Here is a 20,792-nt window from a genome sequence, read left to right on the forward strand (position 1 = left end):
GCGATGAGCGGGCAATTACCCGCACGCCCCGGAGGCGGACCTCTCGCCGGTGGCGGAGCGGTTGGAGAGCGGCCTGAGAGGGGGTCGCGCCAGACTGGCGTGGCGGTAGGCGAACGACGGTGGGGAGCACCACCCCGCCCTCCGTCGAACCAGGACAGCATGAGGAGAACTTGCAGATGACTTCGGACAACCGCGCACCGGTGACAGTGGTCGGCTTGGGGTCGATGGGCTCGGCGCTCGCGAAGTCCTTCGTGGCCGAGGGGCACCCGACCACCGTCTGGAACCGCACGCCCGAGAAGGCCGACGACCTGGTGGCCGCGGGCGCGGTCCGGGCCGCCTCCGCGGCCGAGGCGGTGGCCGCGAGCGAGCTGGTCGTCGTGTGCGTGCTCGACTACCACGCGATGCGCGAGCTCTTCGACCCGCTCGGCGACGCGCTCTCGGGTCGCACCGTCGTCAACCTGACCTCCGGCACGCCGGAGGAGGCCCGGGAGGCGGCCGAGTGGGCCGCCGAACGGGGATTCGACTACGTGGACGGCGCGATCATGGCCGTCCCCCCGATGATCGGCTCCGAGGAGGCGCTGATCTTCTACGGCGGGCCGAAGGCGGTCTACGACGCCCACTCCGCGAGCCTGGCCACGATCGCCGGCGCGGGCACCTACCTGGGCGAGGACGTGGGACTGCCGTCGCTGTACGACGTGGCGCTGCTCGGCCTGATGTGGACCACCTGGGCGGGCTTCATGCAGTCGCTCGCCCTGGTGAAGTCGGAGAACGTCGCCGCTGCGGCGTTCCTGCCGTACGCGCAGGCGTGGTTCGAGCACGTCGTCTCGCCCGAGGTGCCCGGCATCGCGGGCCAGGTCGACGCGGGCGACTACCCGGACGAGGGTTCGGCGCTCGGCATGCAGGCCATCGCGATCGAGCACCTGGTGGACGCGAGCCGCGCCCAGGGCGTGGACGCCGCGCTGCCCGAGTTCCTCAGGCAGCGGGCACAAGAGGCGATCAAGCGCGGGCACGCGGGCAGCGGGTTCGGCGCGCTGTTCGAGGTGCTGCGCAAGCCCGAGTAGCCGGCCGACGACGGCGCACGCCCACCCTCTCGACCGGGGCGTGCGCCGGTGGTCCGACCGGGTCCGGGCGAGTGAGCGGTCCGGGCGCACGGTGTTCGCGGGTGCGGCCGGCGGCTGGCGGGCTGTGTTCGCGGCGGTGGTCGTCGCGGGTTCGTCCGCGCCCTCGACGCGGACCGCCGTGCCGGGTGTGACGGGCCTGAGGGCGAGGGTCGTGATCGGAGCCGCCGCAGCGCTCTCCCGGCCGTCAGGGTTCTCGGCCGACCAGGCTGTGCGCCGTGACGGGGTCGAGCGCGCGACCGTGCGCGTGGTGAGTCTCGAACTCGTCGCCCAGGGCTTCCCGCAACGTGCTCTCGATCCGCCTCACGTCGCCGCGCTCGGCCTCGGGCAGCGGCGCGCCGGCGGTCTCGCGGGCGGCGGTGGCGGCGCCGAGCAGGATGGCCGACTCGACGTGGCGGCGGGCCACCATCAGCGCGCCCGCCAGGCCTTCCAGGGCCAGCGCGAGCGAGCGGGGGTCTCCGGTGGTCTTCGCCGCCGAGTACCCCTGCTGGTGCAGCGCCAACGCAGCCGTCGCGTCGCCGCGCTGCTCGGCCACGAACCCCAACTCGGCCAGGATCAGCGCCTCGCCGACGTCGCCGTCCAACTGGCGGCACCAGTCCAGCCAGCGCCGCAGGTGCGCTTCGGCCGCGTCCAACCGGCCCTCCCTGCGCGCGCCGAGCCCCAGCCCGACCTCGGCGAACTGCTCGCCGAAGGTGAAGCTCTGCTCCGCGGCCAGCCGCATCGCGCGCTCGTGCAGCTCGCGCGCCTGCGGGTAATCGGCCTTGAGCAGCGCGATTCTCGCCAGTCCGGACAGCTTGGTCGACACCTCCGACCACAGCCCCAGCGTCTCGGCGATGCGCAGGCCTCCGCGGTGCACGCGCACCGCGTGGTCGTAGTCGCCGCGCACCTCGGCCAGCGACGCCAGCGCGTCACCGGCCTGCAGCTGGCCCCAGCCGTCGCCGATCTCGCGGAACAGCCCGGCGCTCTCCTCGCCGTACTGCTGGGTCGTGCTCAGGTCGCCGCGCAGCACGGCCTGCGTCGCCAACGCGGCCAACGCCGCCGCCGTGCCCCACCGGTCGTCCAACGCGCGGAACTCGCCCAACGCCCGGTCGATGCGCTTCTCGCTGCTGTCCTGGTCGCCGTACCCGATGCGGGCGAACCCGAGGAACCAGCGCGCCGTGGCCCGGCCCAACGGGTCGGCGATCTCGTCGGCCAGCTCGTCGTAGTTCTCCAGCGGGTAGCTCGACTCGCCCGCGCGCAGGCTGAACCCCGCCTGCCAGGCGAGGGCCTTCGCCCGCTCCGACGGGTCGCAGCGCCCTTCGATGGCCAGCGCCGCCGCGAACGCCCGCGTGGCTTCGCCGAGCCGTCCGCGCAGGAACCAGTACCAGGCCAGCGCGTTGACCGTGCGCAACGCCAGGTCCGCCCGGCCCTGGTGCGCCGCGGTGTCCAGGGCGACCCGGAGGTTGGCGGCCTCGACATCGGTGAGTTCGAGCCAACGGCGCTGGTCGGGTCCGCGCAGGTGCGACATCACCCGCACGGCGAAGTCCGCGTGGTAGGCGGCGTGCCGGGCCCGCGTCCGATCGTTCTCCCCCGCTTCGCGCAGCCGCTCGGCGCAGTAGGCGGCCACCGACTCGGGCAGCCGGTACCGGCGCGTTCCGGCCACGTCCGAAGCGCTCACCAGGCTCCGGTCGACCAGCCGCGCCACCAGGTCCAGCACCTCGTCCTGCCTGATGCCGTCGCCGGCGCACACCTCTTCGGCCGCGGTCAACGGGCAGCCGCCGCTGAACGCCGCCATCCGGCGCAGCACCACGCGTTCCCGGTCCGACAGCAGCTCCCAGCTCCAGTCGACCGCCGCGCGCAGGGTCTGCTGCCGCGCGGGTGCGCCACGCCTGCCCACGGTCAGCAGCGTGAAGCGGTCGCGCAGGCGGCCCGCGACCTCGTGCACGCCCAGCGCGCGCACCCGGGTCGCGGCCAGCTCCAGCGCGAACGGGATGCCGTCCAGCTGACGGCAGATCGCGTGCACGGCGTCCACGGTGGACTCGTCGAGCGCGAAATCCGGGGCCGCCGCGGTCGCGCGCGCCACGAACAGCTCCACGGCCGTGGACACGCCGTCGCTGTCGGGGAGGGTCAGCGGCGGGACGGTCCACAGCCGCTCGCCCGCGATGCCCAGCGGTTCCTGGCTGGTGGCCAGGATGCGCACGCCGGGCGCGGCCATCAGCAGCATCTCGGCCACCTCGGCGACCCGCTCGACCACGTGCTCGCAGTTGTCCAGCACGAGCAGCAACTGCTTGGTGCGCAGCGCGTCGGCCAGCCGGGTGATCAACGCGATCGGCGGCCCCGCGCCGGTCACGTCGTCCCGCACGCCCAGCACCGTCGCCACGACCTCCACCACGCCGTCCGCCGACTCCAGCGTGGCCAGCTCCACGAGCCAGATGCCGTCCGGGTAGTGGTCGGCGACCCGGGTCGCCGCGGCCAGCGCCAACCTCGTCTTGCCGACGCCGCCGATGCCGTTGAGCGTGACCAGCCTGCTGGCGTCCAGCAGCGCCCGGACCTGCCCGATCGCCGCGTCCCGGCCGATCAGCGGTGTCATCTGGACGGGCAGGTTGGTCAGCGGCCGGGCGGCGGTCGTGATCGGGGACGGCATGGGCGTGAGCTGGAGGTCGCGCTCCAGGACCTTCTGGCGCAACGCGACCAGCTCGGCGCTCGGCTCCAACCCCAGCTCGCCGACCAGCACCGACCGCAGGGCGTCGAAGCTCGCCAGCGCCTCGCTCTGCCTGCCCGCGGCGTACAGGGCGCGCATGTGCGCGGCACGCAGCCGCTCGCGCAGCGGGTGGCGGGCGAGGAGGTCTCCCAGCTCCCCGACCAGCAGCCCGTGCTCGCCGAGGCCCAGCATCACCTCCGCCCGGTCCTCCAGCGCGGTGAGCCGCAGTTCCTCCAACCTCGCCACGACCGGGTGGGCGAACTCGGCGTCGGCGAAGTCCGCGAGCGCCGGGCCGCGCCACTGCGCCAGCGCGTCGCCCAGCACCGCCGCCCTGGTCCGCAGGTCGGCCGTCTGGTGCGAGGCGGCCAGCAGCGCGGCGAACCGGCGCGCGTCCACCGCGTCTGCGGGCACGTCCAGCAGGTAGCCCGGCGGGCGGGACACCACCAGCTCGCCCGCGCCCGGCTCGGCGTCCTCCAGCGCCCGGCGCAGCTGCCAGACCTTGGTGTGCAGGGCTCCCGCCAGGTTGCTCGGCGGCGAGTCGCCCCACAGCTCGTCGGCGAGGCGGTCCGCCGACACGGCCTCCCCGTCGTGCGCCAGCAGGCACGCCAGGAGGGTGCGCGCCTTCACCCCCGGGACGGGGACGACGTGGTCGTCCTCCGTCCAGACGGTCAAGGGCCCCAGGATGCCGAAACGCACAAACACACCATAACGGGATCTGATCAAGGTCAGGTGTCACGAAGCGCGTGCTCACGAACACTCACCGAGAGACCCGAGAGGTCTCCGAGAGGTGATCGGGAGGTGCCTCGGCGAGGGTGGTGACGTCATGATGAGGAGGGCGGAGATGACGGCGGGCGACCGTTCGCCTGTGACGGTGATCGGCCTCGGGCCGATGGGTTCGGCGCTCACCCGGGCGTTCGTGGACGCGGGTCACCGGACGACGGTCTGGCACCGCTCCCACCAACGCCCCGACGAGCCGGCGGCCAACGGCGCGATCCGCGCCGCGACGCTGGTGGAAGCCGTGTCGGCGAGCCCGATGGTGGTCGTTCGCGTGGTCGATCACCGCGCGATGCGGGAGATCGTCAACTCGCTGGGCGACACCACCGGCCGGGTGCTCGTGAACCTCACCGCAGGCACTGCGGAAGAGGCCCGCGACACCGCCTCCTGGGCGGCGTCGCGGGGCGTCGGTTACCTCGACGGCGCGATCCTCACGACCGCTGAAGAGCTGGGTGCGGATACCACGCTGACGTTCTACGGAGGTCCGAAGGAGCTGTACCAGGAGCACGAGCCGACGCTGGCCGCGTTGGGCGGCACCTGCACTTACCTGGGCGACGACGTCGGGTTGCCCGCGCTGTACGAGGTGGCGTTGCTCGGTGTGATGTGGAGCGCGTGGGCCGGTCTGCTGCACGGGCTCTCGCTGGTGTCGACCGAGCACCTGGCCGCCACCGACTTCCTGCCGCACGCCACGCGGTGGCTGCGGCGGGTCGTCGGCTCGGTGCCCGAGCTGACGGCCGGCGTGGACCTCGGCGAGTACCCCGGCACGACGCTCGGCCACCAGGCCGTGGTGGTCGAGCGCCTGCTCGCCGCGAGCCGCGCGGGCGGGGTCGACGACGGCTTGCCGCGCTTCCTGCTCGCGCGGGTGGAGCAGGCGATCCGCCGCGGCCACGCGGGTGACGGGTTCGCGAGCCTGATCGAGGTGCTGCGCGACCCGCACTCCGACTGAGCACGCTCACTTGCCTAGAGCTGGAAGGGGAAGCACATGGAACGCACCGAACGGGCCGGGGCCAAGGAGTGGCTCGGGCTCGCCGTGCTCGCGTTACCGACCCTGCTGTTGTCGGTGGACGCGACGGTGCTCTACCTGGCGTTGCCGCACCTGGGGGCGGACCTGCGTCCCAGCGGCGCGGAAACGTTGTGGATCATCGACGTGTACGGGTTCATGATCGCGGGATTCCTGATCACGATGGGCACGCTCGGCGACCGGATCGGCCGCCGGAAGCTGCTCATGATCGGCGCGCTGGCGTTCGGCGTGGCGTCGGTGGCCGCCGCCTACGCCACCGACCCGGCGCTGCTGATCGGCGCGCGGGCCCTGCTCGGCATCGCGGGCGCGACGCTGATGCCCTCCACGCTGGCGCTGATCACCACCATGTTCCACGACCCCGGTCAACGCGGTGCCGCGATCGGCGTGTGGGCGGCCTGCTTCTCGGCGGGTGTGGCGGCGGGCCCGCTGGTCGGCGGCGCGCTGCTGGAGCTGTTCTGGTGGGGCTCGGTGTTCCTGCTCGCGGTGCCGGTGATGGTGCTGCTGCTGGTGGCCGCGCCGATCCTGCTGCCCGAGTCGCGCGACCCGGAGCCGGGCAGGCTCGACCTGGTGAGCGTCCTGCTGTCGCTGGCGGCGATCCTGCCGGTGATCTACGGGCTCAAGGTCGTGGCGTCGGACGGCGTCGAGGCGGGTGCGGTCGCGGCGGTCGTGGTCGGCTTGGTGATCGCCGTGGTGTTCGTGCGCCGGCAGCGGTCGTTGCCGGACCCGTTGCTGGACGTCCGGCTGTTCGCGCGGCCCGCGTTCCTGGGCGCGCTGCTGGCCCTGCTCGTGGGTCTGGCGGTCGTCGGCGTGGTGTACATGTTCGTGACGCAGTACCTGCAGATGGTGGCGGGGCACTCGCCGCTGGCCGCGGGCCTGTGGCTGCTGCCCTCGGCGGTGGCGATGATCGTGGCGTCCATGGCGGCGCCCGCGCTGGCCAGGCGGGTCCCGGCGGGCCGGCTCGTCGCGGCGGCGCTGGTCGTGTCGGCGGCGGGTTACCTGCTGCTGGCGTTCGTGGACGGTCCCGGCGGCCTCGCACTGGCCGTGACCGGGCTGGTCGTGGTGTACCTCGGCATCGGACCGATGATGGCGCTGGGCACGGAACTCGTGGTGGGCGCCGCACCTCCCGCGCGGGCCGGGTCCGCGGCGGCGATGTCGGAGACGAGCATGGAGTTGGGCCTGGCGCTGGGCGTCGCGGTGCTGGGCAGCGTGGGCACCGCGGTGTACCGGTCCGAGCTGCCCGAGGGCACGCCCGCCGACGCGGTGGAGTCGCTGGCCGGCGCGCTCGCCGTGGGCGGCGCGGACGTGGTCGAGGCGGCGCGGTCGGCGTTCACCTCGGGGTTGAACGTCGTCGGCTTGGTCAGCGCGGTGGCGACGGTGGCCATCGCGGTGGTGACGGCGGTGCTGGTGCGCCCGTCCTCGACGTCCGGCCAGGAGCCTGTGGCGGAGAAGAGCAACGCCTGACGTTTCACTCGGCAAGGCCGCGTCAGACGTGGTGGCCGGGGCGGGACACCTGCTCCGGCCGGTCCGACAACAGCTGGGGGAACAAACATGGAGTTCCGATTACTGGGTCCGTTGGAAGTGCTGCACGACGGGCGACCGAGCTCGCTCGGCGGCATCAAGCAGCGCGCCACGCTCGGTTTCCTGCTGCTCAAGGCGAACCAGGTGGTGCCGACCAGCCAGTTGCTGTGCGCGCTGTGGCCGGGTGAAGACCCGCCCGCGTCGGCGCGGAAGATGCTGCAGAACGCGGTGTGGAGCCTGCGGGCCGCGCTGTCGTCGAGCGACGGGCCGGGCGCGCCCCGGCTGTCCACCCAGGCGCCCGGGTACGTCTTGCAGGTGGACCCGGCGCGGGTCGACCTGTTCCGGTTCCACGAGCTCGCCGAGCGCGGCCGGGCCGAGCAGGGCAGGCCCGAGGTGGCGGCGAAGGTGCTGCGGGAGGCGTTGGCCACGTGGCGCGGCGCGGCGTTGGCCGACCTCGTGGAGAGCGGCATCTGCTGGCCAGAGCTGACCGTGGTGGAGAACGCCCGCCTCGACGCGATGGAGGACTACTTCGACGCGGAGCTGGCGTGCGGCAGGCACCAGTCCGTCCTGGGCGAGCTGGAGGCGATGGTCGAGGCGGAACGGCTGCGGGAGCGCTCGTGCGGCCAGCTGATGCTGGCGCTGTACCGGTGCGGGCGGCACGCGGACGCGCTCGCCGTGTACAGCAGGCTGCGCACCTCGTTGGTGGACGACCTGGGCCTGGAACCCGGGCCGGCGCTGCAGGCGCTCCAGCACGCCATCCTCACGCACGACCCTTCGCTGGCGCTGCCCGCCGGACGGGAGCGGGCCGTGGTGCGGCACCTGCGGCCGGTGGAGCCGATCCCGGCGCCCCGGACGTCGTCGGGCGCTCAGCGGCGGCGCCTGACCGTGGCGCTGGTGCGGGTCCGGCCGCGTCGCGGCGTCACCGACGCCGACCCCGCCGTGGTGGACCACGCGCTGGCCGCGGCGACCACGATGGTGCGGTCGGGCATCGAGGAGCTGGGCGGCACGGTGGCCACGTCCATCGGCTCGGCGTCGCTGGCCGTGTTCGGCGGGCCGTACTCGCAGGGCGACGACGAGGCCCGGGCGGTGCGGGCGGCGTTGGCGCTGCGCGACTGCTTCGCCGACGGGATGAGCCGCGACCTCGCCGTGCACATCGCGGTGGCGACCGGTGAGGCGCTGGTGCTGACCGAGCCGGACGCGCCGCCGACCGTGAACGGCGCGTTGGTCGACCACTGCCACCAGGTGCTGTCGTCGGTGCCGGAGGGCGCGGTGTGGATCTGCCGGCGGACCAGGGAGCTGGCCGGCGCGTCTTTCCACGGCGCGGAGACGGCGGACGGCGCGTGGGAGATCACGGGTTGTCGCGGCCACGCCGACGAGCACGACAGCGAGCTGGCCGTGGTGCGCGGGCTGCTGGACCGGACGCTGCGCCGCGAGACACCGCACCTGGTGACGGTGCTGGGCGAGCCCGACGGGTTCCTGGACCGGTTCGCCGGCTCGGTCGACGGCGTCCGGGTGCTGGACAGCCGGGTCGTGGACGGCGAGCCGTTGGGCGCGGTGGCGGACATGCTGCGCCGGTGCTGCGGTGCGCGGCCGGAGGACGGCTCGGACACCGTGCGGGCGCGGCTGGCGGCGGCCGTGTGCGCGGCGGGCCGGGCCGAGGCGGACGTGCTGGCGACCCGGCTGCTGCCGTTGTTCGACCCGACGTCGCCGGACGCCGGGGTGCTGACGGCGTGGCGGCGGTTCGTGGAGCTCGTCGCCCGCGACCACCCGTTGGTGGTGGTGCTGCGCGACGTGCACCTGGCGGGCGAGGACGTCCTCGACGCGGTGGAGCGCCTGGCGGACTCGGACAACCCCGTGCCGCTCCTGGTGGTCGTGTCCGCCCGCCCCTCGCTGCTCGACCGGCGGCCGAGCTGGGGCGGCGGCAAACCGCACGCGGCGTCCATCACCCTGGACCCACCGCGTGACGGCACCGTCGACCGACTGCGGCGGGTGATGCTGTCGACCGCGGACGACGGTCCGTTCGGCGCCGGTGGCGCCGACACGTGGCCGAGGCGCGAGCCGGAGAACGCCACCCTGGCCCTCTGGCGTCCGGACCGGCGTGCCGCGCACGTCATGGCGCTGGCGGGGCTGCCGGCAGGCGCGAACGGCGCCTGACCGGCCACGCTCCGGTCCACCCGGGCCTCGGGTCGTCGATCTCTTCCTCGGACAGACGACCCGAGCCCCCTCTCCACGCGACCCCGGCCATCCCGCCGCCGACCCGGCCGGGCATCCCATTCACCGATCCCGACGGGTGATGCCGGCGACTGTCCGTCAGCACGGGTGCCCCGGCCGGATGAGGGGGTTCACCGGCTCGACTGGCGTCGGCCGTGACGGGGGCGCGGGGCGTCCGGACGCCGGCACTCTCGCCCGTGCGCCCCTCAGTCGGGCGGGGACGGGGGTAGGGCATGCGGTCGAGGGTGCACAGGCATCTCGCTTCGGTGGTGCCGGAGCTCTTCGAGGACCAGGCGCCGGCGGTGGCGGCGCTGTCGGTGGCGGGGTCGCTCGGCGCGGAGGAGAAGCGCCCGGTCCTGCCGCCGGAGTTCAACTGGCGCGACTACACCGTCATGCTGCTGCACGTCGCGGCCGAGATCGAGCACTCGCTGATGGTCCAGTACCTGTTCGCCGCCTACTCGATGGGCGGGCCGCAGGTGCCCGAGGCGCGGCGGGACGACGTGCGCCGGTGGCAGGAGGTCGTCCTCGGCATCGCGAAGGAGGAGATGGGCCACCTCGTCACGGTGCAGAACCTGCTCACCGCGCTCGGCGCGCCCGTCAACCTCGACCGCGAGGACTACCCCTGGGGCTCGGACTTCTACCCCTTCCCGTTCACGCTGCGCCCGTTCAGCGCGACGTCGCTGGCCGCCTACGTGGTCGCGGAGAGCCCCGAGACGTGGTCCGGCCCGAAGGCCGACGAGATCAAGCGGGTGGCCTTCGAGTCCACCGGGCAGTACGTCAACCGGGTGGGCGCGCTCTACAGCCGGGTCGACGCGATCCTGAAGGACGAGGAGTTCCTGCCGGACGAGTCGTTCCACGCCGGGACGCTGCCCTACCAGGCGTCCTGGGACGAGTGGGGCCGCGGCTACACGCGGGGTGAACGCGGGCAGGACTCCGGGAACGTGCCGGACGTCAAGTCGCCCGAGCTGCTGGTCTTCGGCGTGTTCTCGCGGGACTCGGCGCGCCGGGCGCTGCACGAGATCGGCGAGCAGGGCGAAGCGCCGGACGCGGACCTCGAGGACGAGACCTCCCACTTCAACCGGTTCCTGGGCATCTACGAGGAGCTGACCGCGTGGCCCGAGGGCGACCAGGCGCTGGTGTCGCGGCCGGTCGCGCAGAACCCGGTGACCGAGCACCGGCTCGACGAGTCGGAGGTGGCGGCGCTGGGCGTCGCGGAGGTGACCACCAGCCCGATCACCGACCCCGTCACGGCGCTGTGGGGCCACCTGTTCAACCTGCGCTACCGGATGCTGCTCACCGACATCTCCCACGCGTTCCGGCTCGCCGGCCCGGTCGACAACGGCGGCGTGCTCACCGGGCGCGGCGCGCTGGTGCACCGGGCGTTCGCGGAGATGTACAACCTGCGCGCGCTCGCCGGGCGGTTGGTGGACCTGCCGCTGGAGCGGGACGCGCCGGACGGCCCGCGCGCCGGGCCGCCGTTCGAGATGCCCTACAGCCTCGAACTGCCGCACCACGACCACGACCGCTGGCTGCTGCAACGCGATCTGGTGCAGGCCTCCCGGTTGCTCACCGACCAGCTGCTGAGCACCGACCCGTCGTGCGGCGGCGACCCCTACCTGGTCGCGCTGCGCGAGTCCGACCAGCGGGCGCTGGAGCAGGTCGAGCACATCCTCAGCCGCAAGGGGTGCACGCGATGACGTCGATCGAGGAACTGCGCGTCCTGCCCCCGCTGGCCGTCGGACGGCTCGGGGCGGCCGTCGAGCCGATGGACAACTACACCGCCGAGACCGACCCCGACCAGCCGCTCGCGCCGCGTCGGCTGCGCCCGGCGCCGACGTTCCGCGTCGACCGGACCTCCGGCGCGATCACCGGCGTCGAGACCCCCGGGGAGCTGCGGTTCACCGACGGGCAGGGCAAGGTCCGCCCCGTCGCGCCGTTCCTGGAGGTCTGGGCGCTGACCGACGACCACGTGCTGCGGCCCCTCACCCTCGACCTGCTGCGCCTCAACGGCCTGACGCCGGGCGACGTGCGGTGGCGGGTCCGGGTCGGCAACCACAAGATCCAGCGCCGCACCTACGACGACCGGGACCGGATCGACGCCGACACGGAGTGGTTCAGCGACCACGCCGCGCACGCCTTGAACGGGCTGTGCCCCAACTTCCTCGAGGGCCGGTCCCTGCCGCTGGGCCACGCGCGCTACCTCCAGCCGACGCCCGGGTTCCCCGGTGTCCGCCTGCGGTTCACCCCCGCCGGCGGCCACGTCTACGGCTCCGCGTACACCGACCGGCCCACCGACCCCGACCCGAACGTCGTCGACTTCCTCTACGACGCCACCAAGGGCACGTGGCGCGGTCACGCGGACCAGGCGGGCGACCCGCGGCTGACGATCCCGGCGCAGATCTACGCCGGCGACGACGGCCCGAACGGCTCCTGGGTGAGCCGGGGCTACCTGGACGACGAGTGCGACGGCCTGGTGCACGTCAAGCTCGAGGTCTCGGGCCGGGAGCTGACCGCGTTCGGCCGCATCGGCGCGGGCCCGCCCGCCTACGCGCCGGACTCCGTCCCGATCCGGACCGTCGCGGACGAGCTCGACCAGGCGTTGTCCGGGCCCAGGGCCACCGCCGGCGACACGCTGGAGCAGGCCCGCGCCGTGGCCGAGGAGGTGCTGCGCCGGGCCACCGAGACGGTGCGGCTGATGAACACGGAGGTGATGAACGGCAACACGGTGGACGGGCGGGTCGACGCGGCCAGCACGATGGTGCGGCAGGACACGGCCGACACCGGGAGGTTGTTCGAGCCGATCATGGCGCCGTCCCTGGTGGACACCGCCGCGGTCCTCGCCCTGCACCAGAACGTGCTCGCCGCCCTGCGCAGCGGCACCGCGCCGTGGTTCGCCGACGTGCTGCGCGACCACGACGAGGTGGGCGACCTGACCGCCAAGGGCAGGCGCAAGATGCCGGCGCTGATGCGCGGCGCGGACGGCCGGTCACTGGCACTGACCCGCCGCCAGGTCGACCTCGTCCGACTGGCGGCCCGGCAGGCGATCTTCCGGCAGGACACCGACGACCCCGAGGTGCCGCGATGAGCGACGACCACATCGACCCGATGAACCTCACCGCGCAACTGCACTACCGAGCCGCCGGCAACCCGCCGAGCACGCTGCCGGAGTCGGCGATCTCCAACGCCTTCCCCGGTCTGGAGTTCGACATCCGCAACATCTGGCGCAGGCTGCTGGTCGGCATCGAGCTGCACGAGTCCGACAACTACGTCGTGGCCGCCGACCCGGGGCACGAACGGCTCGTCGGCCGCCGCCTGCTGACCGTCGCCGGCCACGACGTCATCGGCGGCCTGGTCGGCCCGACCCGTCCCGGCGCCGGGTCCTGGCCGCTGACCACGCCGACCAACCCGGACGGCGTGACCATGCTGGAGTGGTCGAACTCGCTGGCCGACGTGCTGGCCGAGCACGTGGGCCGGAGCGTGCCGTGCCTGTTCACCAGCGGTCCCGCGCCGAACCCGGTCGGCAAGCCCGCGGCGCTGCCCGACCCCGGCTTCGAGGTGGTGGAGCTGGAGGTCAGGCCGCTGTTCGCGAGGAGCGCGGAGACCGGCGACCCGCTCGCGGTGATCGCCGAGGAGATGGCCGGGCCGGGCGACCTGACCCGCGGCCTGTGCTCGCCCTGGCAGAACGACTACCGCGAGTGCGCCTGCTACTACTGGGCCGCCAGCCGGCCGGACTACGTCAACGTCGAGGACACCGCCGCGGGCACCAGCACCGGCAACCACTGGTTCGCCAAGGACCGCGAGCCGCGCGTGTACGTGCTCGACGGCCGCGACGACTCCCGGCTGGTCAGCTACGACGACCTGTTCCAGGACTGGCAGGGCAGGTTGCGGTTCATCGTCGGCGGCAACGACGCGCCCGAGCACCTCGAAGCCGAGCAGGAGGACCGATGACCGCGAGCCGGCTGTTCGAGGCGTCCACCCCCGTCCACCCCGACGTCCACCTGCTCGACACCGACGCCGGGCCGCGCGTGCTCGTCGCCGACGGCAGCCGCCTGTTCGGCGTCGGCCGGGCCCTCTACGACCGGATCGACGCCGCGCGCCGCGACCCCGACCCGCGGGCGATGGACGTGCTCCTGGCCGACCTCGGCCTCGACGCGCCGCGCCAGGTGGACGACCTCGCGCCGGATCCGCCGCCGGTGCGGGCGCTGTCGCTGGCCGTCGCCCAGAAGTGCAACCTCGGCTGCACCTACTGCTACGCCCGGCAGGGCGACTTCGGCGGGCCCGCCAAGAACATGCCGGAAGCGACCGCGTTCGCCGCCGTGGACACCCTGTTCCGCGACGCCGCCCCCGGTGAGCGCGTCAACCTCGCGTTCCTCGGCGGCGAGCCGCTGATCAACCGACCGGTCGTGCGCGCCGCGACCGGGTACGCCGTCACGGTGTCGCGGCGGACCGGCATCCCGGTCACCTTCTCCATCACCACCAACGGCACCCTGCTCACGCCCGAGGACGGCGAGTTCTTCGAGGCGCACGGCTTCGCGGTCACGGTCAGCCTCGACGGCGTCGGCGCGCGCCACGACCTGCTGCGACCGCACCGCGACGGGCGCGGCAGCTACCGGCGCGTCATGGACCGGGTCGCGCCCCTGCTGGCGATGCAGCGCCGGATGCAGGTCTCGGCCCGCGTCACGGTCACCCCGCTCAACCTGGACCTGCCGCGCACGCTGGACGAGTTCACCGCCGCCGGGTTCCACGGCATCGGCTTCTCCCCCATGCTCAGCTCCCCCACCGGGCAGGGCGAGATGGCGACGGCGGACCTCGAGGTCATGCTGGAGCAGATGACCGCGTGCGGCGAGGAGTTCCTCCGCCGGGTCCTCGCCGGGCAGCGCTACCCGTTCACCAACCTGGCCACCGCGCTGCGGGAGATCCACCGCGGCACGCACCGGCCCTACCCGTGCGGCGCGGGCGCGGGCTACCTCGGCGTGTCGGCCGACGGCGACCTCGCGGCGTGCCACCGGTTCGTCGGCGACGAGGACGGCGCGATGGGCGACCTGACCACCGGGGTGGACGACGTCAAGCGCGCCCGCTGGCTGACCGACCGCCACGTGCACCGGCAGGAACCGTGCAGCGGCTGCTGGGCCCGGTACCTGTGCGGCGGCGGCTGCCACCACGAGGTGATCCGCCGCGGTCGGCCCGCCTGCGACTACATCCGGGGCTGGCTGCACCACTGCCTGACCGTCTACAGCCGCCTGCTCGCCGCGCGCCCGGACCACTTCACCGGATGACGGACGTCTGCGTGATCGGCGGCGGCCCGGCCGGTTCCGCGTGCGCCCTGCGCCTGGCGCGCCTCGGCCACCGGGTCGTGCTGCTCGAACGCCGACCGTTCCCCCGCCCCCACGTGGGCGAGGCGCTGTCGCCCGGTGTCCGGCCGCTGCTCGACGTGCTGGACCTCGGGCACGCCCTCGACGACGCCTTGCCGTCCACGGGCGCCTTGGTGCGCTGGGAGGACGCCACGACCCGCCTGGTCGCCCCCGATCCCCGTGCCGCCACCGTCGACCGGGGGCGGTTCGACCACGCCCTCCTGGCCGCCGCGCGGGCCGCCGGTGTCGAGGTCCGCCAACCGTCCCGCGCCGGACGCCCCAAGCGCACCGGCGCGGGCTGGGACATCCCCCTGGCCGGGGGGACGCTGCACGCCCGGTTCCTGGTCGACGCGAGCGGGCGGCACCGCGTCTCGGGCGGCACGACCACCGCCGCCGGACCCAGGACCCTCGCCCTGCACGCCGTCTGGCACGGGGCCGGCCCGACCCGGATCGGCACGGGACCGCAGACCTGGTGCTGGGGCGCGCCCCTGCCCGACGGCACGTTCCGCGCCATGGCGTTCACCGACGCCGAGCTCCTGCGCGCGCACCGCCCGGACCGCCTCTACCACCGGCTGCTGGACAGCACCGGCCTGTTCGCGGACCGCCCGGCGTCGCTCGACGTCGCCGTCTGCGACGCCACGGCCTACCGCGACGACGACCCCGTCACCGAGGACAGCGTCAAGATCGGCGAAGCGGCCTTCACCCTCGACCCGCTGACGTCGTCCGGAGTGGACAGCGCGCTGCACAGCGCCTTGGCCGCCGCGGTCACCGTCCACACCGTCCTCTCGGACGGTGACCGGGCCGCCGCCCTCGCGTTCTACCGCGACAGCCGGGACCGGACCGCGACCCGTCACACCACGTGGACGGCCGCCCACTACGACCGCCACCGCCCCCACCGCGACCGACCGTTCTGGCGTCGCCGGGCCACCCCGCCACCCCGGACCCCGCCGCCCTTGATCCCGCCGCCCACCCCTCTGGCCCCCGAGCACCTGCACCGCCCGGTCCGGCTCTCCCCCGACGCCGCCGTCGTGCCGACCCCGTGCCCGGTGGGAGACCTGGTCACGATGCGCCGGGCGCTGACCCACCCGGCCCTGGCCACGCCCGTCGCCCACGTCGGGGGCGCCGAGCTGGCACCGCTGCTGGACTGCGTCGAGCGCAGCGCGTCCCTCGCCGACCTGCTCCGCACCTGGTCGGCCCACCTGCCCGCCCGGCACGCCGAGGTGACGGCGAAGTGGCTGCTCGACGCGGGGCTGCTGGTGGTCGCGCGGTGAGCTGAGCCCACCGCGCGACGGCTTCAGCTCGTGTGCGTGGCCTGTGGTCGTGCCTGCTGCGGTTCGGCCTGCTCCGGCACGGCGTCCACCGGCGCGACGCCCACTGGCGCGATGTCCGCCGGTGCCACGTGCACGGGTTCGGCCGACCCGGGTTCCGTCGGTCCGATCCGGGCCGGGCGCAGCCTCGGCAACCACACCGGCAGCAGGGCGATCACGATCGCGGCGGGCGTGACGATGCCGGTGAGGGTGACGAAGAGGTTGCCCAGAGGGGTGAAGCTGAACGGCAGGTCGTCGGACGGCCCGCGCATGCCGATGATCCACAGCGGCGTCGCGTACCACGCGAACCCCAGGACCAGGAGCACCCGAGGCAGCACGGTGGCACGCCGCCACGTGGCGGTGGCCAGCCAGACCAGGGCGGGCACCACCCACACGCCGTGGTGCACCCACGTGATCGGCGAGACCAGCTGCGCGCCGAAGGCGATCACCAGGAGCCCGACCACGTCGTGACCGCGACGGTGCGCCCACACCGCCCCGGCCAGGCACGCGACCGCCACGACCGCGCTCACCGCCAGCGCCCAGGCCGGCGCGGTCCCCTGGGCGGACAGGCGCGCGAAGAACCCCGCCAGCGAGTAGTTGACCACCAGGTTGTTCGGCGAGATGCGCGTGGTGTCGAAGAAGACGCCCTGCAACCAGTAGGCGCGCGAGTCGGCGAGCAGGAGGGCGGACCCGACCAGCACGGTGGCGGCGAACGCGGCGAGGGCCTGGCAGGCGGCGCGACGGCGGCCGGTGAAGAACAGGTAGGCGACGAAGAACAACGGCGTGAGCTTGATCCCGGCGGCGATGCCGGTGGCGATGCCCCGGTAGCGCTCGGGCAGCGCCGGCAGGAAGTCCAGCAGGATCAGCGCCATCAGCAGCAGGTTGACCTGCCCGAGCAGCACGTTGAGCTGCACGGGCGCCAGCAGCGAGGCGCCGGCCGTGCAGGCGGCCACCAGCAGGGCCGTGTTCCGCCGGGCGGTCGTCGTGCCGGTGAGCCGCAGGACCATCCAGACGGACGCGCTCAGCGCGAGGTAGCCGACGGCGGTCCAGGTGAACTGCGCGGCCACCACCGGCAGCAACGCCACCGGCACCGCCACGACGGCGGCGAACGGCGGGTAGGTGAACAGCATGCCGTTGTGGAAACCGGTCTCGTAGAGCCGCTGGCCGTCCAGGACGGCTTGGCCCGCACCCCGGTAGACCGCGAGGTCGATCATCCAGAAGGGGATGAACACGCCGGAGAACAGCACGGCGTGCGCGGCGAGCGCGAGCGCGACCGCGAGGGCCGGGCCGATGGCGACGAGCCGACGTCGGCTGAGGTGGGTCATGGTGGGTTGTCCTTCACCGGTGCGGATCAGCGAACGGTTTCCGGGATGACGCCCAGAACTGCTCCGTCGATTGTTCGATCTCCTCGACGCAGGGCACTCGACCGAATTCGATCACGAGCCTACAACGCCCTGATCAGCCATGTTCTTGCACGAAACGGTGAAACACCGACCCGATAGGCGTGAAGCGCGAACGATATCTAGCTTTGCGTGACCGCTCGGAAAAGCATTGTTCGACGGTGGTCGGACGCGGGTGGCAACCGGCCCCGGGCGGGTGCGGATCGGCGAACGGGTCGCGTCGCGGCGAGGCCGCGGAGGTGGCCGACCGACCGGTCGGACAAGTAGCTTCTGGCTGTGTCGGAACGGGACGAGGTCATCGCCGGGCGGTATCGGCTGGTCGAGTTGGTCGGGCGCGGGGCGGCCGGCGCCGTCTGGCGAGCGCGCGACGAGCGCCTGGGGCGGTCGGTCGCGGTCAAGCTGCTCAACGCGGCGGACTCGCCGAGCGCGGTCGAGCGGATCGTCCGGGAGGGCCGGGTGGCCGCACGGCTGCGGCACCCCCACGCCGTCACCGTGCACGACGTCGTGGAGCACGGCGGCAAGCCCTGCCTGGTGATGGAGTACCTGCCGTCGAAGACGCTGGCCGAGCTGGTCGACGAGCGCGGCCCGCTGCCCGAGGAGCTGGTGGCCGGCGTCGGCTGGCAGGTGGCGTCCGCGCTGGCCGCCGCCCACGCCGACGGGATCGTGCACCGGGACGTCACGACGTTCAACATCCTGCTGGGCGAGGACGGCACCGCGAAGATCGCCGACTTCGGCATCGCCCGGGCGATCGGCGAGCACACCGTGACCGACGCGCGGGTGGTCGTCGGCACCCCCGCGTTCCTCGCGCCGGAAGTGGCCGCGGGCCAGGAGGCGGTGTTCGCCTCCGACGTGTACTCACTGGGCGCGACGCTCTACGCCGCGATGGAGGGCCACCCGCCGTTCGGCACGACCGACAACCCGTACGCCCTGCTCCGCCGGATCGCGGACGGCGAGGTCGCGCCGATGCGCTTCTCCGGCCGGCTGGGCGACGTCCTGGCACGCGTGCTCCGCCGGGACCCGGCCGAGCGGCCGACGATGGCCGAGCTGCACGGCCTCCTCGGCGCGGTGATGGAGGGCAGACCGCTGCCGGGTGAGCCCCGGCCCGAGCCCGACGCCGCGCAGAACGGCGACACCCGCCCGCTGCCCGCGCCGCGCCGCGTGCCGTGGCGTCGGGTCGCCCTCGTCGCCGGCGCCGTCGTGCTGGTCGCGACGGGCATCGTGATCGGCGACTCGCTGTCCCGCACGGACCCGGCCGGCAACGCCGAACCGGCCCCGGACGACTCGACCACCGCGACCACGACGACGAGCAGCAGCACCGCCACCACCAGCGCCGCCGTCAGCTCGACAGCCACCACGCCGGCCGCGTGCACCGCCCGCTTCGGGATCACCAACTCCTGGCCGGGCGGCTACCAGGCCCACGTGACGGTGCGCAACACCAGTGGCCGCGCCCTCAGCTCGTGGACGGTGACCTGGCCGCGCCCGGACGGCCACGCGATCAGCAATTTGTGGAACGGCGGCCTCACCCTCGACGACGATTCGGTGACCGTGGTCAACGCCGCCCACAACGGCAAGCTGCCCGTCGACGGCTCGACCACGTTCGGCTTCACCGCCAACGGCCCGTCCGTCCCGGACCCGGACCTGACCTGCACGTCCGGCTGAGCGGGTGGGCGGCGCGAGGGGAAAAGGGTGGTCAGACCGGCGCGGAGGCTGGTTTGCTCAACGTTCCGCGCCAGTCTGACCCGGTCGACCGGAGCCGACCTACCGTGTAGACACGCGTGCACACGGCCAGCCGGGACTACCCCGGTCGGACGCTGCGTACACGTGCGCGCACGAACCGAGTTCCAGGAGTTGGACGACCCGCATGCCACCCACTGTCGAGACCCACGTCGTGGCCGACCGCGACAGCGGCCCGTACGCGATCGCCACCGGCCCGGACGGCGCGCTCTGGTACACCCTCGTCTCAGCCGGCGGGATCGGCCGGCTGGTGCCCGGCGAGCCGCCGACCAGGCACGACCTCGACCCCGACAGCCGGCCGACGATCATCGTCACCGGCCCGGACGACGCGCTCTGGTTCACCCAGTACCAGGCCCACCGGATCGGCCGGATCACCACCGACGGCGAGATCACCGAGTTCGCGCCGCCCACCCCGGACTGCGGCCCCTACGGCATCACGCCGGGTCCGGACGGCGCGCTCTGGTTCACCGAGGCCAACGCCGACCGCATCGGCCGGATCACCACCGATGGCGACATCACGGAGTTCCCCCTGCCGCTCACCGGCGCGTTCCCCTCGGGCATCACCGCGGGCCCGGACGGCGCGCTGTGGTTCACGCTCAACCAGGCCGACGCCATCGGCCGGATCACCGCGGCCGGCGACGTCACCGTCCACCCGCTCCCCGCGGGCGCGGCGGGACCGGTCGGCCTCTGCGCCGGCCCGGACGACGCCCTCTGGTTCGTGGAGATCGCCGCCGGCCGGATCGGCCGGATCACCACTCACGGCGAGGTCACCGAGTTCCCGCTCCCCGACCCCGCCGCGCGCCCGCACGCCATCGTCGCGGACGGCCGCGGCGACCTCTGGTTCACCGAGTGGGGCGCCAACCGCGTCGGCGTGATCACCACCGACGGCTCCGTCGAGTCGCACGCGCTGCCCGCGGACCACTCGGAACCGCACGGCATCGCGGTGGGCCCCGACGGCGCGCTGTGGATCGCCCTGGAGACCGGCGCCTTGGCCCGCGTCACCCGAAGCTGATCAGCCGTCCTGCCGAAGCGCCGCCAAACCGTGCAGCAACGGCACGTACACGTCGTCCACCAGTGACGCCACGGCCTCCTCGGTCAGCGGCGCCCCGCAGGTCATCGACTCGTTGCGGATGAGGTCCAGCGGCAGCCGTTGGACCCGGTGCGGCACGTCGACCGGTGGCAGTTCGGCGCGGGCCACCGCCTTGTCGACGATCGTCCGCACGGCGTCGGTCAGCGGCGAGGGGTTGGCCAGGCGCTCGCCCAGCAGCGCCGCCACCTCGGGGTGCCGGAACGCCTCGCCCATCACCCCGGCCACCATCTCGTTCATCATCGAGTCGGCCCGGCGGGCGATGCGGCCGAACAGGGTGCGCAGGTCGCCGCGCAGGGTCCCGGTGTCGGGGGTCTCCGGCTCCACCGGCAGGTTGCGGAACCACGCGGCCAGCACCAGCTCCGCCCGACCGCCCCAGCGCCGGTAGATGACCGGTTTGCTCGTTCCCGCCCGGGTGGCCACTGCCTCTATGGTGAACCGCGCGTAGCCGACTTCGCGCAGCTCGGCCCAGGCCGCGTCCAGGATGGCCTGCTCCAGCTGCGCCCCACGTCGGCGCGACTTCACCACCGTCACCCTGCTCCTGCCCCTTCACCGAACCCGCCGACGAACCCGCCACCGGACCAAAGCCTT

At 73.8% G+C, this 20,792-nt stretch carries 14 protein-coding genes; 11 read left to right on the top strand and 3 right to left on the bottom strand.

Translation table 11 applies throughout. From position 1 onward, the window contains the following. The first annotated feature begins 176 nt into the window (after window positions 1–176). Entirely contained in the window at window positions 177–1,061 is an 885-nt protein-coding gene (locus EDD40_RS04470; protein ID WP_123741757.1) for an NAD(P)-dependent oxidoreductase, read from the top strand. 244 nt (window positions 1,062–1,305) lie between these two features. On the opposite strand, the gene EDD40_RS04475 is transcribed toward EDD40_RS04470, so the two are convergent. After that, window positions 1,306–4,470 carry an ATP-binding protein gene (locus EDD40_RS04475; protein WP_246037404.1) on the bottom strand — a complete coding sequence of 1,055 codons (3,165 nt, stop codon included), beginning with the start codon at window positions 4,468–4,470 and terminating at the stop codon, window positions 1,306–1,308. Between the two features lie 193 nt (window positions 4,471–4,663). Here EDD40_RS04475 and EDD40_RS04480 point away from each other — a divergent pair, with 193 nt between their 5' ends. From EDD40_RS04480 to qhpG, 8 genes are all read left to right on the top strand, one after another. Continuing rightward, entirely contained in the window at window positions 4,664–5,518 is an 855-nt protein-coding gene (locus EDD40_RS04480) for an NAD(P)-dependent oxidoreductase (RefSeq protein ID WP_201440936.1), read from the top strand. A gap of 36 nt (window positions 5,519–5,554) precedes the next feature. After that, window positions 5,555–7,054 (top strand): MFS transporter, encoded by a 1,500-nt coding sequence (locus tag EDD40_RS04485; protein WP_123741760.1) that lies wholly within the window; start codon window positions 5,555–5,557, stop codon window positions 7,052–7,054. An 87-nt stretch (window positions 7,055–7,141) separates the two neighbouring features. After that, on the top strand, window positions 7,142–9,265 hold the full coding sequence (locus EDD40_RS04490; RefSeq protein WP_123741761.1) for an ATP-binding protein: 2,124 nt from the start codon (window positions 7,142–7,144) through the stop codon (window positions 9,263–9,265). Window positions 9,266–9,591: 326 nt separating this feature from the next. Continuing rightward, window positions 9,592–11,019 (top strand): ferritin-like protein, encoded by a 1,428-nt coding sequence (locus tag EDD40_RS04495; RefSeq protein WP_211348083.1) that lies wholly within the window; start codon window positions 9,592–9,594, stop codon window positions 11,017–11,019. Then, complete coding sequence (locus EDD40_RS04500) at window positions 11,016–12,407, top strand: hypothetical protein (protein ID WP_123747756.1); 1,392 nt, start codon at window positions 11,016–11,018, stop codon at window positions 12,405–12,407. Before EDD40_RS04495 ends, EDD40_RS04500 begins: the two co-directional genes overlap by 4 nt. After that, complete coding sequence (locus EDD40_RS04505) at window positions 12,404–13,270, top strand: hypothetical protein (protein ID WP_123741763.1); 867 nt, start codon at window positions 12,404–12,406, stop codon at window positions 13,268–13,270. Before EDD40_RS04500 ends, EDD40_RS04505 begins: the two co-directional genes overlap by 4 nt. After that, window positions 13,267–14,598: a radical SAM/SPASM domain-containing protein gene (locus EDD40_RS04510; RefSeq protein ID WP_123741764.1), complete on the top strand. Its 1,332-nt coding sequence runs from the start codon at window positions 13,267–13,269 to the stop codon at window positions 14,596–14,598. The genes EDD40_RS04505 and EDD40_RS04510 overlap by 4 nt, the downstream gene beginning before the upstream one ends. Further along, window positions 14,595–15,944, top strand: coding sequence for a flavin-dependent monooxygenase QhpG (qhpG, locus tag EDD40_RS04515; protein ID WP_123741765.1), 1,350 nt, complete (start codon window positions 14,595–14,597; stop codon window positions 15,942–15,944). The genes EDD40_RS04510 and qhpG overlap by 4 nt, the downstream gene beginning before the upstream one ends. A 23-nt stretch (window positions 15,945–15,967) precedes the next feature. Here qhpG and EDD40_RS04520 read toward each other — a convergent pair whose 3' ends face one another. After that, window positions 15,968–17,305 carry a glycosyltransferase 87 family protein gene (locus tag EDD40_RS04520; RefSeq protein WP_123741766.1) on the bottom strand — a complete coding sequence of 446 codons (1,338 nt, stop codon included), beginning with the start codon at window positions 17,303–17,305 and terminating at the stop codon, window positions 15,968–15,970. Between the two features lie 351 nt (window positions 17,306–17,656). Here EDD40_RS04520 and EDD40_RS04525 point away from each other — a divergent pair, with 351 nt between their 5' ends. Both EDD40_RS04525 and EDD40_RS04530 read left to right on the top strand, forming a co-directional pair. Beyond that, entirely contained in the window at window positions 17,657–19,039 is a 1,383-nt protein-coding gene (locus EDD40_RS04525; RefSeq protein WP_123741767.1) for a protein kinase domain-containing protein, read from the top strand. Between the two features lie 202 nt (window positions 19,040–19,241). Then, window positions 19,242–20,126, top strand: a complete 885-nt coding sequence (locus tag EDD40_RS04530; RefSeq protein WP_123741768.1) for a Vgb family protein — start codon at window positions 19,242–19,244, stop codon at window positions 20,124–20,126. Here EDD40_RS04530 and EDD40_RS04535 read toward each other — a convergent pair whose 3' ends face one another. Further along, window positions 20,127–20,735, bottom strand: a complete 609-nt coding sequence (locus EDD40_RS04535) for a TetR/AcrR family transcriptional regulator (protein ID WP_123741769.1) — start codon at window positions 20,733–20,735, stop codon at window positions 20,127–20,129. Window positions 20,736–20,792: the final 57 nt, after the last annotated feature.

The sequence above is a fragment of the Saccharothrix texasensis genome (assembly GCF_003752005.1).
GTDB classification, from domain to species: Bacteria; Actinomycetota; Actinomycetes; order Mycobacteriales; family Pseudonocardiaceae; genus Actinosynnema; species Actinosynnema texasense.